The sequence below is a fragment of the Zunongwangia endophytica genome, from assembly GCF_030409505.1.
In the GTDB taxonomy this organism is placed as follows: Bacteria; Bacteroidota; Bacteroidia; order Flavobacteriales; family Flavobacteriaceae; genus Zunongwangia; species Zunongwangia endophytica.
The window spans coordinates 174,996-192,559 of the sequence record NZ_JAUFPZ010000002.1; the positions used below are offsets into that span (position 1 = coordinate 174,996).

At 29.8% G+C, this 17,564-nt stretch carries 19 protein-coding genes; 3 read left to right on the forward strand and 16 right to left on the reverse strand.

What is annotated here, in order from left to right; all coding sequences use genetic code 11:
• The first annotated feature begins 39 nt into the window (after positions 1-39).
• Positions 40-1,107 (forward strand): ImmA/IrrE family metallo-endopeptidase, encoded by a 1,068-nt coding sequence (locus tag QWY91_RS01010; RefSeq protein WP_290230811.1) that lies wholly within the window; start codon positions 40-42, stop codon positions 1,105-1,107.
• A 228-nt stretch (positions 1,108-1,335) separates the two neighbouring features.
• Here the strand turns inward: QWY91_RS01010 and QWY91_RS01015 are convergent, their stop codons facing one another.
• The 9 genes from QWY91_RS01015 to QWY91_RS01055 all read right to left on the reverse strand — a co-directional run bounded on the left by QWY91_RS01015 (position 1,336) and on the right by QWY91_RS01055 (position 8,486).
• The gene (locus QWY91_RS01015; protein ID WP_290230814.1) at positions 1,336-1,746 is read right to left on the reverse strand and encodes a hypothetical protein; all 411 of its coding nucleotides are present in this window, start codon (positions 1,744-1,746) and stop codon (positions 1,336-1,338) included.
• 385 nt (positions 1,747-2,131) lie between these two features.
• On the reverse strand, positions 2,132-2,413 hold the full coding sequence (locus QWY91_RS01020) for a hypothetical protein (RefSeq protein WP_290230816.1): 282 nt from the start codon (positions 2,411-2,413) through the stop codon (positions 2,132-2,134).
• Entirely contained in the window at positions 2,406-2,864 is a 459-nt protein-coding gene (locus tag QWY91_RS01025; RefSeq protein ID WP_290230818.1) for a hypothetical protein, read from the reverse strand. Before QWY91_RS01025 ends, QWY91_RS01020 begins: the two co-directional genes overlap by 8 nt.
• A gap of 210 nt (positions 2,865-3,074) precedes the next feature.
• Entirely contained in the window at positions 3,075-3,545 is a 471-nt protein-coding gene (locus QWY91_RS01030) for a hypothetical protein (RefSeq protein WP_290230820.1), read from the reverse strand.
• A gap of 18 nt (positions 3,546-3,563) precedes the next feature.
• The gene (locus QWY91_RS01035; protein WP_290230822.1) at positions 3,564-3,902 is read right to left on the reverse strand and encodes a hypothetical protein; all 339 of its coding nucleotides are present in this window, start codon (positions 3,900-3,902) and stop codon (positions 3,564-3,566) included.
• Positions 3,903-3,962: 60 nt separating this feature from the next.
• Complete coding sequence (locus QWY91_RS01040; protein ID WP_290230824.1) at positions 3,963-4,769, reverse strand: hypothetical protein; 807 nt, start codon at positions 4,767-4,769, stop codon at positions 3,963-3,965.
• A 236-nt stretch (positions 4,770-5,005) separates the two neighbouring features.
• Positions 5,006-5,833 (reverse strand): DUF8758 domain-containing protein, encoded by an 828-nt coding sequence (locus QWY91_RS01045; RefSeq protein ID WP_290230825.1) that lies wholly within the window; start codon positions 5,831-5,833, stop codon positions 5,006-5,008.
• A 4-nt stretch (positions 5,834-5,837) separates the two neighbouring features.
• Positions 5,838-6,695, reverse strand: coding sequence for a DUF488 domain-containing protein (locus QWY91_RS01050; RefSeq protein WP_290230827.1), 858 nt, complete (start codon positions 6,693-6,695; stop codon positions 5,838-5,840).
• 966 nt (positions 6,696-7,661) lie between these two features.
• Positions 7,662-8,486, reverse strand: coding sequence for a carcinine hydrolase/isopenicillin-N N-acyltransferase family protein (locus QWY91_RS01055; protein WP_290230830.1), 825 nt, complete (start codon positions 8,484-8,486; stop codon positions 7,662-7,664).
• Between the two features lie 733 nt (positions 8,487-9,219).
• On the opposite strand from QWY91_RS01055, the gene QWY91_RS01060 reads away from it, so the two are divergent.
• Together QWY91_RS01060 and QWY91_RS01065 are read left to right on the forward strand one after the other, a co-directional pair.
• Entirely contained in the window at positions 9,220-9,345 is a 126-nt protein-coding gene (locus QWY91_RS01060; RefSeq protein ID WP_290230832.1) for a hypothetical protein, read from the forward strand.
• Positions 9,346-10,056: a nucleotidyl transferase AbiEii/AbiGii toxin family protein gene (locus QWY91_RS01065; protein ID WP_290230835.1), complete on the forward strand. Its 711-nt coding sequence runs from the start codon at positions 9,346-9,348 to the stop codon at positions 10,054-10,056.
• On the opposite strand, the gene QWY91_RS01070 is transcribed toward QWY91_RS01065, so the two are convergent.
• From QWY91_RS01070 to QWY91_RS01100, 7 genes are all read right to left on the reverse strand, one after another.
• Positions 10,043-10,924 (reverse strand): type IV toxin-antitoxin system AbiEi family antitoxin domain-containing protein, encoded by an 882-nt coding sequence (locus QWY91_RS01070; RefSeq protein ID WP_290230837.1) that lies wholly within the window; start codon positions 10,922-10,924, stop codon positions 10,043-10,045. The genes QWY91_RS01065 and QWY91_RS01070 overlap by 14 nt on opposite strands.
• A 339-nt stretch (positions 10,925-11,263) precedes the next feature.
• Complete coding sequence (locus QWY91_RS01075) at positions 11,264-12,082, reverse strand: hypothetical protein (protein ID WP_290230839.1); 819 nt, start codon at positions 12,080-12,082, stop codon at positions 11,264-11,266.
• Positions 12,083-12,218: 136 nt separating this feature from the next.
• Complete coding sequence (locus QWY91_RS01080; RefSeq protein WP_290230842.1) at positions 12,219-13,421, reverse strand: DUF4932 domain-containing protein; 1,203 nt, start codon at positions 13,419-13,421, stop codon at positions 12,219-12,221.
• A 221-nt stretch (positions 13,422-13,642) separates the two neighbouring features.
• Positions 13,643-15,148 (reverse strand): S41 family peptidase, encoded by a 1,506-nt coding sequence (locus QWY91_RS01085; protein ID WP_290230845.1) that lies wholly within the window; start codon positions 15,146-15,148, stop codon positions 13,643-13,645.
• 170 nt (positions 15,149-15,318) lie between these two features.
• A complete protein-coding gene (locus tag QWY91_RS01090) occupies positions 15,319-16,395 on the reverse strand; it encodes a hypothetical protein (protein ID WP_290230848.1) in 1,077 nt (358 codons plus the stop codon).
• 128 nt (positions 16,396-16,523) lie between these two features.
• On the reverse strand, positions 16,524-16,970 hold the full coding sequence (locus QWY91_RS01095; protein WP_290230850.1) for a hypothetical protein: 447 nt from the start codon (positions 16,968-16,970) through the stop codon (positions 16,524-16,526).
• A gap of 21 nt (positions 16,971-16,991) precedes the next feature.
• Positions 16,992-17,435, reverse strand: a complete 444-nt coding sequence (locus QWY91_RS01100; protein ID WP_290230852.1) for a hypothetical protein — start codon at positions 17,433-17,435, stop codon at positions 16,992-16,994.
• Between the last annotated feature and the right edge of the window lie 129 nt (positions 17,436-17,564).

The window sequence follows — 17,564 nt, forward strand, 5'->3', positions numbered from 1 at the left end:
TAAGTCATAGAATAAAGTTTTCTTTAATTTTTAATAATTATGAAAATCAACCATTCTCAATTCGTTTTCGCTAGAGAGTTTAAAGGTATCAGTCAAACTGAATTATCTAAACAAGTTAAAGGGTTATCTCAATCAAACTTATCTAAATTTGAAAAAGGCTTCGATGTTTTATCTGAATCAGTAATAGATTCACTTATTGAATTCCTTGGTTTTCCAAAAAGTTTCTTTGGCAAAGTAATTAATAATGATATTGAAATTGCTCATTATAGAAAAAGGTCAGGTATAACAAAAGGACTAAAAACTCAAATTGAAACTAATAATAGACTTTTAGGCTATATAGTTGATCAATTAAATCAATCAATTGATTTTCCAGAATTTTCTTTAAAACCATTAGATCCAGAAGAGTTTTTACCTGAAGAAGTAGCTAAATTTACTAGAAAGCTAATGGGTCTTACTAAAAGAGAACCAGTATTTAATATTTTTAATTTGTTAGAAAGTAAAGGGATTATTGTAATTGAATTTGATGATGTAACTGAAAAGTTTGATGGTGTTTCTTTAATGTCTGATAAGGGTACTCCAATAATTATTATTAATAAAAACTTTTCAAATGACAGAAAGAGATTTACACTAGCTCACGAGTTAGGACATATTTTAATGCATATAACGGGTGATTTTCCTTTACCAAAGCATAGAGATGAAAAAAGAAAAGAAATTGAAGCTAATCGATTTGCTTCTGAATTTCTAATGCCTGAAGAAGGTATAAAAAACTCCTTAATTGGTTTAAGTTTATATGATTTAGCACCTCTTAAAAAATATTGGCATACTTCAAAACAGTCTATTATTAGAAGAGCGAAAGACTTGAAAGCTATTTCTGATAAAAAAGCTACTTATTTTATGATTGAATTAAGTCGAATGGGAGAGAGAAAGGTCGAAAAAACTATAGTCGATATTGATGGTCCAATTGCCTTTAAAAACGCTTATGAACTTCATAAAACAGAATTGAATTACACTGACCACGAGTTAGCGGAAGCTTTTTCTTTACCTCTTGATGTCATATCTAAGTATTTCAATTTTTCAGATAATTCAAAACTTAGAATGATAATTTAAATTTTTTTAATTGTTGCCAACGTCTCGTATATGAAAAGTAGCGCTGAAAATAAGCTGTTACTTTTCGGCTTAAACACAAGCCGGATTTTTAAATTTTACTATTTATTTATTTTTTGAAATCGTCAAATTTAAAAATTTGGCGACTTTCCAAAAACACCCAAGCCTTAGTGTTTGCAGAGTCTTGCGCTATTTTTTATATACATTGTTCTAAGCAGTTTTTCTCCGCTTTTATTCCTCTTCAATAGTTATGTCGGTACCTGCATAGATATGATAATCACTATTCGGCATAATATTCTTCATCGTATTACAATATTCAATCATAAATTTAGCAGAATCTCCAAGACCTTCAGTCATAAAATTCAACCTTTCTTTATTTAAGGTTATTTGCATTCGACCATATTTTAGACTGTCAGTTTCTAATCTGTTTTTATTCTTTTTAATAAAATCATTGAACTTCCAAATAGTATCATTTACTGAAAGAAGAATAGGTTTGGATTTTTTAAATTCCGTACCTATAAATGCAGATTCTGCAAATTCAGGTTGGATTGTAATAGAATCTCCTTGTCTTGTGATTTTCAATTTCTCAATTCCTTGAAACATACATTGACTTAAATTCATCCATACTTTTATCGTATCCAATTCTGTTATTTTACTTGTCAATTCCGCATAATCTTTCTTTAAAACAAAGTCAGATTTAGGTAAATCAGTTTTAATTTCTGTTTTACAAGAAACAAAAATCAGAGTCAGAATTAATATTTTGAGTATGTTTTTCAAATTGCTTAGAACGTGTTTGTATATGATAAGTAGCGTGCAAATTTACGATTAACATTCGACCGCAACCTAAGCCAAAAATTTTGTGTTTTGTAACTACTTTTTCATTTTTAGTTGCCAAATCAAAAGATTTGGCGACTTCCCAAATATACCGAAATTTCCGGTTTTGAAACAACGCAGCTATTTATTATATACGGTGTTATGCGGTCGGCTTTTTCTATCGTTGTTCTTTAATATTACTCAATTTTCCACTTTAAAAAATTAATTTTATTTGGTTTAACGAAATTGTATCTTTTTGAAATTCCATAAACTCATAATTATTATGGTCTTTAAGTACTTTTTGAACTTGGGTTTTTGTAAAGTCAGTTTTATTTATTATTTCTATCAAATTTTCAAAATCGCTTTCTGTGTCAACGTAATTAACTTTGTGATAATTTAATGTGTAGGCTTGGTCAATGATTGAATAGGACGCAAAAATTGTCACTGTAACCAAAAGGATCAAACAACACCAAAAAGCTACTTTCCACTTATTCATTTTCTTGTTTAGATTTTATAAGACTTAAGAGTTCAGGAAACTCATTCTCAATTTTCCTATGATCCATTTTTCCATCCTTATCATTATCTCCATACTCGAGACCAAGCATAATCCACCATTTAAGTCCTTTTACTTTTTCATAGCTAAGTTTCTCAACCATTTTAATAAAGTCCTGCTCTCCAATTCTATAAATTATTTGAGTAAAAATGAAACCTAGGTCGTAACATCCTGCTCCGCCACCACACCAAAAGTCATTTAGTTTTGCTAATGCTTCTTCATCTTTATTTAAGGTCTTTTTAATTAGCTGAATTAGTTCTTGATTTTTTGAAAAGCTTTGATTTTCATAAAGTGTATGGTCTATCAAAATCCCTTCAACTTTGTTTTGTTTACACGAAACTAAAGTCAGTCCAAATATGATTGATAAAACCAATATTCTATAAAAATTTGCCATTATTTGTTTATTAAACTGTCGTTTTTTTTAGCTGCCGCATAACGGTTACGGTTATCGCAAGTTGCGGGAGTAGGGACGCGGACTTGTCGGCTTACCATTTTCTTTCCTGGTTTCTAAAATTACTCTTTTTCTACAATACCCGTTATTTGCGATGAACCGATGTTGGCAACTGGCTTTTTTAATACCTCTTTTTAAATTTCTGTTTTATCTTTAATTGTTTACTAGATTGTCAACAGTAATATTTTTATCTTTTCTATGATTTTCAAACATTTCGATTACAGCTTTTAAAAAGCCAAACATACCTAAGCTCAATATAATAAGTCCAACGGATAAATCTTTTAAAATACCATCAACACTATTAAAGTAACCAATTAAGCCAGAGATTAATATGGATATAATTATTAAACACAATAGTATAATGAAGGTTTTTCCTTTTCTCGGGCTTTCATAAATTTTTCTTGAAATCTTATTTTGTGTTTTAGTAGTATCTTGTAAAGAGGAAAAACTTACTGCAAGTCCCATAAAAATTAATACATTATTTAAGTTTTGAAAAATCAAATCAGGGTTTACTTTTAATTTTTCCAATTCCAAGAAATATGGACTAAACGCAAAATAAAGAGCAATTATCATTAGCGGATATTGCAGATAACTTATATAATGAAAAGTTGTTTTGAAGTTCATTATTTGTATTTAAACATTTTATTTTCTCGAATTCAGCTCCTTTTTAATTTTGTTCATATTTATTAACAGTAAAGGAAGAATTGCACTACAAGAAATTGCAACAGTAATAGAAGCAACAAATGTCGAATTGTTCTCTTTCATTATTAACCCATAGATTGAAATTACAATTAATAGTGTCAATACAAAAATAAGAGCTATTGTAATACCTTTAAGTAAATTTAAATTTGATTCTAATTGTTCATTAGTTTTGTTTTTCATGTCATTATTTTTAGCTTGTTGCCAACGGTATTGAGTATGGCCAGTTGCGGGTTGGTTAGCCAGATTTTGTCCGTTTAAAATAAATATAGCTAAAAACATCGAATATCGATTAAGTATTTAGCTGCAATTGGCTATACGCGTTGTTGTGTGCTGTACCGTCTAGTTAGTTGTAACCTTTATAACTCCATATTTGCCATTTTCTCCGTAAAGAATTTTAGAATTATCACTTATTATTTTATAATTCTCTACATCGGATATTTTTAGGTTATTTAGATCCCCAAAGTATTTTATTTTATTATTAATTAAAACCAAAGGCATTTTAGTAGGCTCAGTTTTATTATTAATTTTAAGTATTGATTTAATTTCAGGTTCTAATTTTCGATAGAAATTTGATTTGTTTTTTCGGGGTATGTAATCAAGTTTTAAAGATGACATTCCAATCCTGTAATTACCAGCAGGAAGCGTATGGATTATCTCTTTTTTTACTTTATTAATTGAGTTTTCTATTTTGATTGTCTCAAGGATCTCTTCTAAATTCGCATTCCTATTAAATGATATTATTCGATACCGCTTAGAGTTTTTCAATTCTATAATAATAGGAAATGCATCTATAGCATATTTGTTATCTTGATTTGAATCTAAAATTTTTTCTATTAGTTCAAATTCGGATTTTAGATCACTTTCACTTCTAAACTTCTTTTGTTTAATAATTTCTTTTTTTGAATTGGAAGTGTGAAAAGTATAAATAGCTTCTTTTTCTTTTAATAAAATAATTTCATTTGATTTCCAGATCCTTATTGCTTGACTTTTATCTTCTCGAATATCTTCAATATTATATTTAGCTATTAATGAATCCAAATTCTTATAGAAATTATGTGAGATTTCATTTTCAAATTTATTTGTTTTTTGTTGAGCTATAGAAGTAAAGAAAATTAAGCTAAAAGTAACAAGAATTAGGGTTTTCATTTATAAGTTGATTTTGAAAGGTATTGAACACAACGTGATTGTATATGAAAAGTAGCGTTTAAATTAGTGATTATTTTTCCGTTATAAAACAAGCCAAAACTTTTGCATTTTGATTTTATCTTTACTTTTCAAAAAGCCAAATCAAAAGATTTGTCGACTTACCAAATATACCGAAAATTTCGTTTTAGAAAAGATGCAGCTATTTTTTATATACGTTGTTGGCAGTAGTGTTTTTTCTAGAACAAACTTAATTGATTTTCCTTTAGTGGATAGAAGACTCCAATTATAACAAAAGGATTATGTGCTTTTCTCATATGCCATTGTTTTGTAGTCCCAACGAAAAAATAAATATCATTCTTTTTTATAAATTCTGTTTCATATTTATTTTTTACAGCATCCAAAGCTAAAGAAACATTCCCTTCATAAAAACTTAAAGATTTCCAATATAGCGCTCCAATTTCCCAATCTTCAATCATTAATCTTCTTATTTTCCCCGTTACATCTTTAAATTTGTAATAAAATTTAAACGGCAATTTTGGAATTAAGATTTCTGGTTTTTTGTCTTGACTAAATAAATCACCTTGTTTTCTCAATTCTTTCCATTCATTTTTCCATTCAGGGTCATCTTTTTGAAATTCAATACCTATTATTTCTGTAGGTTTAAAAGTTGCTAAAGATTTGTATTTAGGCTCTCTACATTCTAAAATAAGCTCATCAAAATTTTTATAAACATTTTGTAAGCAATATTGTTTTCTCAAATACCAATTAGATTTTGTGTCTAAGCGCTTTATTACTTTTAAATCTTTAAAATCATAATTTTTTGGAGAATAGCTTTCTGGTCTAAAATCATCTGTTCTTCTTTCTAAATCAATTTCAATCCAGTTATACTTGAAAGAACTCATTTTACCCGATTTTCTTTGGCCTAATAAAAAGCTCAGAGGAACAGGATATATTCTAATCCAACTACCATCTTCTAATATTCCAGCGGTACAAACCAATTCATCATAACTTCTTGATGGTAATGGATATGTATTTACTGTTAGTAAGACTTTGGTAAGTGCCATTATATCATATGTGCTTAATCTCTAAATTATGCTGAATTTCACCAATAGATTCTGATAGCGGTAATCTGTGACATTGGCAAATATCGGCTTCAAAACAAGTTAGAGCAACCCTATTATATTTATTTACAAGGTTAAGAATTATGTTTTGATTATCTTTTGTTTTCTCTAAAGTTGTATTTTTATAATCTTCAAATAGTAAATCATAGTCTTCTTGATTTTCTAGTTTTCTTCTTTTGCTAGAGTCAATCCCTACTTCTGGAATATGTAAATATTCTATCCCTAAGTTTTCACAATATTTTTTAAGTAAGGTTTTGCTAAAACCAAATTTCATACTTAAAGGATTTTTACGAACATCAATTAAAAGTTTAATATTATTTTTTACTAATTTATTTAAATAATTCTCTAATGATATTCCTTCGTAACCAATAGTAAAAAGTGTTTTTTTCTTTTGTTTTGGTTTAGCTTCCACAATTCTCTTGAAAAATTTTTCATTCAGTACTTGTTCTGCGATTGTACTATTAATCGCAAAATAAGGAAAATTGATGTAAGTATGTTGTATTAAAGCATCATTATTCATTTCTCCATATGTAATGACTGTATTAACCAATAATTTTTTATCTGCCGGTTTTAATAATTTTATATAGTCTTTTTCATCATTTTTTACGTAACCGTTTTCCTTATTTAATAAGTATTCTTTTTTTATCATTGTTTTCAAATCAGCACTAGCAGAATATGAATAACAACCATATTTATATGGAACAAATTCATATTCAGGTTTTTGCTTTCTCTGACTATATAAAAAAAGTAGTTTTTGGAGCTTAGTTTTTTCCACTTCACCACCCAAAAGCTGTAATAATGACAATATAATTTTTCTTCTATAAAACATTTTGCAAATGTACCTCATAAAAGATTCTTACTAAAATTTTTTCACATTACTGCCAACGTCTTCGTATAATCGTCAGTTGCTGGTTGGTTGAAAACTAAGATAACTAAAATTACTGAATTTTATGCTTGCTTGATTTTATCCGAATTACACAAAGCCGCAATTGCTATTATACGTTGTTGTAAAATGTAGCGACACGTTCTGATAAACAATATTTCCTTTTTTCTTATCTTTAAATTCTTGTTTTTTTTTAATGAATATGAATTTTATCAGATTTCATCTTTTTTAGATTTATAGAGCGGGAGAGAAGCTTTTGAGCGTTAAAATCGATGGTAATTTTTTATAATTTAAAGTTTATCCAGCGTTGGTTTTTTAATTTTTAAGTTGATTTTTCAATTTGAATTTTGGGAGAGATTGATTCCGCGCAATGCTAGACTTTTTTAGCTTTTATATATTATTTAATTTCATTCTCCAGCCAGGTTAGTTGTCCGTTATGTTGAAAGCTAGAAAACTAATGTCTAATTATGCAATTTCGCCAATATTTTCTGATTTATTATCCGCGGTGTTGCTAATCTTTTAAGTTCTAATTTTGTTCTGAGTGAATTTGAGAGCGTGATTTTGTCAGTTTAGATTTTAAATAATTAGTTCTGATTTTATCGAATATTGAATATAATTTTCTTTGTTTAGATTAGTTTTAGAGCGTGAATTGTCCGTTTTTGTTTGTAAGAATATTATCCGATTTGATCTAATTTTACCCATTTGCGCTCAGTTCGGTTTTTGATAGCGATTTTGTCAGGAGCTATTTTTTACAACTGTTTCGGCTATGAGTAGTTGCGTGGTTTTGCACGAAACTTTGCAAGTACATACCAAACTGAAAATCCGCAAGGATTTTCAGAAGTAGTCGAGAACAAGCAATTACTTATAGCCATTGTTGGCAGTTCGTTGTTATTCCTTAAGTTCAATTTTCTGTCGTTTTGATTTGGTAAACTCCTTATTCAAATCAAGTTGAATTACATTTTTATTACTCAATTTATAGGATAGAAAAAATTTGTTGTCCGTAATATCAATAAATGAGGTATAAACTGTTCCTCCGCTTCTTCCGTTCTCAAGTTCTCTTGCAGGCTGTCCAGCTTGTCCGAAAGTATTCCCAACCCTTAAAAGGTTGATTTCCTCTCCATTATCTTCAAGTTCCGAAATCCTGTTTTCAATGCTCTCATACCGATAGCAAGGATAATTACCCGCTTCTGGTTCAGACAAGAGATAATTGGTCATAATCAATTTGTTATCCTTAATCCAATGAAGTTTTCTTTTGCCATCTACCCATTCTACTACAACTGCTTTTCCCGTTTTATCTCCGAACATAATATGGCTTTTGTTTAACGCTATTTTCTCTCTTTCCAAAAATTTCAGTGCTTCGTCAACTGTTGAGCAATTCGCTAAAATTTTGTCTCCCAAGTTATTTTTTGGGTTTCCGTATCCTTTGATTTTCTGTTGTTCAGGTGTAACGGCAGCATCAAAAAAAAGACCTTCTTCATTAATGCCTCCTTGGGCGAATTTGTCCCATCCGTACCATAATCTTGCAAATTTGTTCTTTGACTTTGGTTCAATTTGAATGTACGCATCCACGTCCAAAAAGTAATCTTCACTATTAACGGCATATATTTTCCCTGTCGCTGAATCAATGTAATAAAGTACCGAACAGGCAGTTGATATTTTGGGCATCATTAATATTCCCAAGAACATTATCAGTATTAATCTAAATCTTTTCATTCCTCATTCGTTTTGTTTCTTCGCAATGACTGCCAACGTCTGCGGATATCGAAAGTAGCCATTTAATTACTGGCTAGTCTGTTATCACTGTTTAGAGTAAAAATACTAAAACTTTTCCAATAGACCTCCATTTGGCTATTTTCGATGATCCGCTGTTGTGTGCAGTAATTTTTTGAACTGTCCTTAGCAGCGACCTTTTAAAGATCATTATGTTAGTCTATTTCAATCATTCAAAAAATTACGGAGTAAGCGCGGCGCAATCATTTAAAGGGTATGTTTTTGACAATAATTGCTCATTATCAAGGTCGGGACTGATATGCGCAGTTATTGCCAAAATTCTAGGATCAAAGTAAGATAGGGGAGTCCGTAGCCTTGCTCCATTGTGATTAAGGCTTTTATACGAGTTCGCTCGTATTTGAAAGTGCACTTTCATACGATCTCATCGAAAAGCCTGGGTTGAGGAATTGCCATTCCCCAACTATCACACTTACGCAAGGCTACGTCCTTTATTGATTCTAGAAAATACTCCTTTTGGTGTAAAAGCCGCGCTTATTGCTCACAACGGTCTCGTATATTCGTCAGTTGTGGCAATGAAGATACGGATTTGTCCGATAAAGTATTTTTTGTTCCTGGTTTCTATTAAACTTTCTTTTAGCACAATGGCCGCAATTGCGAATATGCGTTGTTATAAGCCGTTTTGAAAAAACTATATTTGAATTAAATTAAAAATTAAATGTTAGATAAAATAAAGATTTTAACTCTAAAAGCTTTGATGCATGATGAGCAATTGATGTACGGGTTGGTTTTGAAAGGAGGAAATGCTTTGCAGTTGGTTTATGATATAACAGACAGGGCTTAAATGGATATTGATTTTTCGATTGAAGGGGATTTTTCGGATTTGGACTACAATAGAATTAATGGAGCTTTGGATGCACTTTTAAATGATGAATTTCATAAAGAGAATTTAATAGCTTTTGATATTAGGTTTAAAGAAAAGCCAAAAACTAATAAAGTCAAGGAATGGAAAGGATATAATATTGAATTTAAGATTGCTCATAAAGAAAATTGGTATGATGAAGATTTAGATAAAACAAGAAGGGAAGCTATCAAGATACTTGGACAATCTACTAAATTTTCGATTGATATAAGTAGTTTTGAATATATCCAGAGCGCAAAGAAACACGATCTTGATGGTACTGTACTTATGGTATATACTCCAGCAATGATTGTAATTGAAAAATTAAGAGCACTCTGTCAATCTATTCCAGAATATCAGAAAATTGTTTCTACTGCTAGAACAAAAGGAAGGGCTAGAGATTTTTATGATATTTGGAATATTTGTAATCAATTCTCCATGGATCTTTCTACTGAAGAAAATAAGAATTTAATGAAAGAAATATTCCAAGCCAAAAGGGTGCCAATTGAATTTTTAGGATTACTTAATGAGTATCATGATTTGCAGAAGGAAAACTGGAGCAGTGTCGAGGATACATTAGGTTCAGAGAATTTGGGATTTGATTTTTATTTTGAATATGTAATGGATTTAATTGAAAGAATCAAAATCCTTTAGGATAGAATATTTTCCAATCTTGATCAAATTCCTTATTTGAAATATTATAAGTAAGATAAAAATTATAATTGGTTATTTTATTTTGAAAAATTCTTAATTCTTCTTGATTATAATTTGCTTTATTTAAATAAAAACCAATTAACTGATGATAAGGATAAGTGTAATCTAAAGTATTTAAATATCGCTCTAATTTAACTAAATCTACTTTCTTTTTTGCTGCTGAAAAAGCATCTAATACCTCAAATACACCTCCAGAATATGCAGGTCTTATTGCTATATCTAATAGTGTTCTTTCTAAATCAGTATACCTTAGACCGTTTTTAGTAATCACACCAACATTATCTAATGTAAAATTTTTCTGAATTAAGTAAATTCTGTAATTCTCTTTTTCAGATTTATAAATTTCAGATGTTTGTCGCTGCTTTTTTGAAAAAGCTTTATCAATGCTATCTTGAGATAATTTAACTATGGTTTTTTGTGTTACTCTGTCATCACTTTTTAGAAAACTTATATAAATGGATTTAGGTATTTGTAGAGTTAATTCATGGATGGCCATTGCTGTATAGTTACTTAGATAACCATCTTTTTTTATTGTAAGAGCAATGTCGTAAAAATTACCATTTTGTTTTGAGAGAATGGTTTTTATTGATCCAGATACTTGATGTTTTAGTTTAGTTGAGTTGAGAATGTTATTATCAGCTAAAAACTTTATAAAGTGTTTTGAATTTCTATAGGTGGCTATTTTCCAATCGAATCTTTTATTTTCGAATATTATTGACAAATCATGTGTAGTAAATGCTTTCTCATTTATTTGAGAAAAATATTCTTTTATACTGGGTTGGGCTGCCTCAAATGATTCTTTTCGCATTATTATTACTATTTACTATAATCGTATACGATTATAGTATGCAAAGGTATTAATAAAAATGCAAATATTCAAGTTAGTTTTTATCGTATTTAGCGAAATAATACTATATCGTGTTATCGTATACGATAACACGACGCTAAGGTAAAGGTTTTATTTTTAAAAATCAAATTATATAAATCAAATTTTCTATGAAAAATGGCTTATAACGTGATTGTGTATGATTTCGTTGCGTGTTTGAGCACTAAAGTTAACAAATAAATCACAGATAGAAAGTCCGTGAGGACTTTCGTAAGTAGACTAGAACTAGCAATGAATTATACACGGTGTTGGCAACAGTTTTTATTTTTCGTAAAACTCTTTTAAGATAATATTTTTCCCTTCTTTTAATTTTCTCAATTCACTTAAAATATAATATCTATGCATAAATCCGCAAAGCACAACAATTTTTTTACCTTGATTCTTTTCAGAAATTTGCATTATGTTTTTAGCCATTGTTTGATTTCTTAAATCCCAAAAATCATCAGCTAACTGATATCCATCTCGGTAACTAATTTTTTCTCCGTTTGGTTTGGTATGAAAACGAGTTGCAAATTCATCTCTTTTATTCGTTATTTTTTTTAGCATTTTATATTGATAATATTGTCTTATGGCACAAATACTGTCAGTTGATGCGTTATTGAATTTTTCGGGGGATTTAGATGCTAATATTATTAATGGATCTAAGAGCGCTTTGTATTTATTATGAATTTTAGCTTCTTTATCAGATAATAAACCAACATTATTTAAACTATCTATGAGTTTTGTTGTTAATCCATCTGTAGGTCGTGAGCCAGTATTTATCCTATATTCATTTCTACCTTCAAATTCATATGGTCTCAATTTAGTTGTCGGGTATTTTTCAATATATTTTTCCGATGCCATTCGCTCATTACTATTTGAAACATTTTTGTGTCTAAAATTAGAAGTGAAGAAAGAAGAGTCTAATTCTTCTAATATAAAATCGGGTTGTACATTTTCCAATATATTGAAGAGAATCTCAGAATTAAAATTATATTCTGGTTTATGAAGTGTTCCAATAACTATTATCTCAGTTGACTTTTCAGTTTTACAAGATAAAAGTGTTATTAAAATCAGTATTATTATTATTGATTTACTCATTTTTTAAATTGTTGCCAACGTCTCGGCTATGAGTAGTTGCGTGGTTTAACACTTAACTTTGCAAGTACACACCAAGCTGAAAATACGCGAGGATTTTCAGAAGTAGGCGAGAACAAGCAATTACTTATAGCCATTGTTATGCCACGTTTTTTTGACTCAACTGTTCATTTACAAACTCACTTTTATTTTCTCTGAAAACCTCTAAAAGTTCTGGAATAAAATCTTTCCACATCGGATATTTTTCTCGGTTATTTTCATACTCAAGTACTTTTTTCTCTAATTGAGGAATGAAGATAAAGTCCTCTTGATTTGTATGATAATTACGCAAATAATCAGCTCGTTCTTTATCATTCTGTATTTCCGAAACTCTAATCTCTCCTAAACGGACAAGACTTTCGATTACATAAACGTTCCAAGTTTGAATGCCTTTTGATTCCATCTTCTTTTTTAGCTTATCTGTAAATAGGTATGAAGAGTTTTCAATTTTTTCTTGATACGGTTCAAGTTCTGAATTTACAAAAGAATGTCCGAATTCGTGTACCGTTAATGTTGTTGCTCTCGGTTTGTAGTCAAAGCCGAATTTGTCGTAATCTTCATTATCTGAATTAAAAGGAACTTGTACGTATGGACTCATAATTTCATAAACAATTTTGCTATTTTTGTGTTCGACTGTTGCGCCAATTCCGCGACCTTCATTATCTTCTATTGGCCAAATCATCATAGGACTTACCAGTGCAATGTATTTTTCTCTACTATCTCCGTAATAAGTTTCCATAGCATCTGTAAACCCTTGTGGTAAATGAGATACAACTTCATTGATTGCACCATTATAGAAGTTGACATTTTTATTATAAAAATCCTCTACATTTTCGGTTTGATAGAAGTCGTAAAGGGATTGTAAATAATTTGAAATTATTTCCTCCAATCGATTTTTATCTTCTCCATTTAAATGTGTTTGTGAAAATTTGAAATCGGAAGGTTTTTTAGAAACATTGAATTCTGGCTGTTCCAATAAAATTCCCATCATAACGTCGTTACCATATCCAAAACTAATCAATGTATCATTCAACTTTGCAGTTTTTATAGCAATTTTGCTTTGTTTTAAATCACCAAAATAGGTTAGTGCTTTTGCTACTATTGGCTGATATTCTTTGCAGGTATTCAGTTTGTATTCTTCCCATTGTTTATTGGTTTTCCTATGCTCTATGGAAAGTATCTCTGCCAGGAAGTAAGTTTCTATGTTTTTATTGAAATCAACGTTGAATTTGTCGATTTGTTTTTTTTCTGTTTTACAAGAAAGGAATGAGATTAAAATCCCCAAAAGCATTAGTTTTCGCATTTCGTTTAGTTTTTAGTTCTATTATTATAGACGTAATTTTTGGTGAAATGGTTGTCTGACAACGAATTTTTAATCAAATGTGGCATAACGGTCTCGGCTATTAGTAGTTGCGTGTTTTAGCACTTAACTTTACAAGGACACACCAAGTTGGAAATTCCACAGGAATTTCCAAAGTAGGCGAGAACAAGCAATTACTTATAGCCATTGTTGTGCGTAGTTTTTTATTCTCGTGTTAATATCAACTCTTTTAATTTATCAAGTTGCGTATCCGATAGCCAAAGAACCTGATTTAGTCCTCTTTCAATTTTGATGTCGGGTTCTGTTCCGAAACCGTCCAAAATTTCCCCATTCTTTTGAAAAGAAACCATTGTACTTATTTTTCCAAATAGTTTTGAGTTTGGCAAGTCAACCCATTCGCTGTTTCCACTTGAGCCGTCTGTTGTTACTCCTGCAATCTTGATGTTTGGTAAGCCCTTGAAAGCAGAAACGAAAACAGATGCTGCACTAAATGTTTTTTCATTGGCTAAAATATAGACAGGTTTGTTATAGTAAAAAGTTGGTTTACCTAGCTTCTTTCCATTCAACAATCCAAAATAATATTCGCTGTATTTGTTTTCATCCAATTCATAGATTGGCTTAAAACTTTTTAAAAATTCTGTTGCCTTTTTTTGTTCTTCATCGTCTAATTCGGATAAGGTATATAAAAAACGGTTGTGTAAACTTTTTTTGTAATCTTCTGGTAATGGAAGTGGGCCTCTTTGTTTAGTAGCATTTACAACATATATAGAATCTGGATGGATTAAGTATTTTGCGAATTCATACAACAAATCACGGGTTCCGCCACTGTTTGCTCTTACATCAATAATCAAGGCTTCGCTATCATTTTGGATTGATTGCATAAAGGAATTTACTTTGTCAAAAAGAAGAGGTGCTTCATCTTTATCAACCATTTCGGGAATTTTGATATATGCAATGTTTTCTTTTATACTAAAGAGCTTTTCGATTATTACAGGTTTATTATAATCTTCATCTTTTACTCTAAGATAATCTACCTCAAATCTTTCATCCCAAGGTCGTTGCCTTTGCGATTTATTAATTGGTATAACAGTCAAAATAGTGTCATTGTTGAAAGTAGAATCTGAAAGTGTCAATTCTATTTCTTTAGAAAGTGTTTTATTGAGAAGCATATAATTTTTTTCAATGTCCCGAATATCTCTTACAGCATATGTAAAATAGGTTTCTTGCGGTGCTTTTATGTCTTCTGGTCGTGTTTTTTGAAGGAAATCATTAATGTCAATTCCGTCAATTTTTTTGAGATAAGGAAATTTAGGATTGAGTATTTCTAACTCTTTATTTTGATTTTTATTTAAAACAACAACTCTATCATTTAAAGGTGCGTAAATGAATGGTAAAAACAGCGATTCCTTTAAATCATAACCTCTTACTCCACTTAAGGAAGAATGTCTGTCTCCAATTTTCGCTAAAGTATTGGTAATAAACATTCCAAAGTTTTCAAGTCGGGTGGAATCGCTTAAAGTTTTTAAATAGTCTTCAAAATCGGTATTAAAATCATAGGCATTTAGGTAAACATAGGAAGACTTTTCATTTAAAGTCTTTGTCAGAAATTCAATATCTTCAGTTATCTGTTTTTTACTGAGTAAATTCTGCGCTTGTGAAATGGCGACATTGAGAGTTAATATAATTGTAAAAAGGATTTTTAATTTCATTTATGATGTTTTCTCAAATTACGCACAACGGTTACGGTTATCGCCAGTTGGCGGAGTTATGGACGCGGATTTGTCGGCTTAGTATTTGTTCGTTGGTCAAGTTAATTATCTTCTTACTTACGATACCGCTTATTGGCGATTAACCGTTGTTGTGCGTAGTTTTATTTTTGCTAAACTTTTTGTTTTGCATCCTCTTCATCTTTTTCTAATTCTTCTTGTAATTTTTCAGCATCTTTTATTACATTTTCTTCTGAGATAGTTAGGTTATCATTAGCATATTTTTCTTTTAATAATAACCCATATGCTGATTTACTTTTTCTTAAATCTTTATCCTTTGATAAAAGTTCATAGAGTTTAAATTGATTATTTCGACTGTACAAATCGGTTAACAGAATTTCATAAATCTTATTAAAGTTAGAGAAACTAGAATTTGATATAGCCTTAAAAAATTGATTAATCTCCTTTTTCCGAGACTGAAATCCTAGGTCCATAATAGCTTTTCCGAAATCCTCTGTGGATTTAATAATATCCTTAGTATTAGCACTTCTAACCGATAAACCGTAGTATCTTAAAATTTCCTCTCCAATATCCGAATCTTTAATACTCAGATCTAGAAACTGTTGGAAAAATAAAAGACAATAAACTCTTCTATCTCTCTCATAATTTTTATTAGGGACACTAGCTTGTTCATCTTTTAATTCTACATATGCTTTCTTTAATAAAGTAAAATCCTCTTCTTTTAAATCTCTCGAAAATAACTGACTAGTTACATTAACTATATCACGAGGAACTTTAATTAATCTATTTAGGATATTTAAAGTTTCTTCTCTTTTAATTTTGATATATAGTCCATAGATATCTTTTTGAATTGATTTATTCAATGATTCAACCTTTTCTTTTGCTTCTATTGATTTTTTTAAGAGGGAAGTATTTTCTTCTCTCATTTTGACAATCTTTCTTTCTATGTAAGTAACATATACACCGAGTCCTATAGCGGCTATGGCAAAAAGTATACTAAAAATAGTTAGGTTGTAGGAAGCAGCTGAGAGCTGGTTTGATATACCATTTAATGTCTTCTCATAAATTAAATTTTGATGATTATAAGAGTTTTTCAACCTATCATATTGCATTGAAATTGAGTCAATTCTGGTTTGAAATTTGAGTAATGTTGAATCTTGTAACTTAACTTGAGATATTAAAGAAATAGGAAAAAGTATAAAAATTAGTAAAAGTTTGGTGTTCCTCATAAATTATAAAATTACGCACAACGGTGTCGGCTATGAGTAGTTGCGTGGGCTAGTACGAAACTTTGCAAGTACACACCAAGATGAAAATCCGCAAAGATTTTCAGAAGTAGGCGAGAACAAGCAATTACTTATAGCCATTGTTGGCAATAGTTTTTATTTCGAGTTGAATTTTGTTTTAAGAATTTCAAATCTCGTTTTATTATTCTCTTTTCTTTGTCATTTGTTCGAGTCATATTTTGTGTTCTTGTGCATAGGTCAGTTGAAAATTCAATGTCTTTTCCATTTGCATAAATCAACCATTTTTCTCCAACTTTTGGAAAAATCCCACACATTTCAGATTGACTACTTGATAATAGGTTAACCGTCATTTTTTTTACCTTACCTTTAAAAATTTTATGAATTCCTATTTCAATTGTTTGAGTAAATTCTCCAAAATCTACACTTAATATTTTTCCAGTTGCAATTAAGTCATATTCATTGAATTGATTAATATCTATTTTTCCCAAACTTTCGCAAGTACAAGCATAAATATTGTTAAGGGTTAACATAAAAATGAGTGTTGAAATTAATCTCATATTTTCAGAGTTTTATGTATTTTATGGTTTAATATACTTTACTTTTCCGAAATCAATGACTTTTTGAACAATCAATTCAGAATTGTTCGAACCTAAATGTCCGTATCCATTTTCACTGTCATTTTTTAGAATTCCTTTGATAGTCATTTTTATTGTTCCAGTACAACCATGTATTTGATAGAACTTATCTAATAAATTTTCAGGAATCTCAATTTGTTCAAAATTCAAATAAATATCAAATTTTTCTTTACAAGAACCTTTATCGGAAGTTTGAAATCCATTATATTCCATACATTCATAATAAACTCCTTGAACAACCACCGAAGTGTTTATCAACTTTTCCAATTCACAGGATTTTGTTATTATCTTTTGGTTTTCATAATAATTCAAACCTGATTTACAAGAAATCAAGATAATTATATATAGAATTCCAATTCCTACGATATTTACTCTGTCTTTTTTCAAATTATTGCCAACGGTATTGTATATGGCTCGTAGCGTGCAAATTATGAAATTATTTCGGATGAAGCACGAGCCGAATTTTTTAATTTTTCTTATTATCTTTTCTCAATAAGCCAAATTAAAAAATTTGGC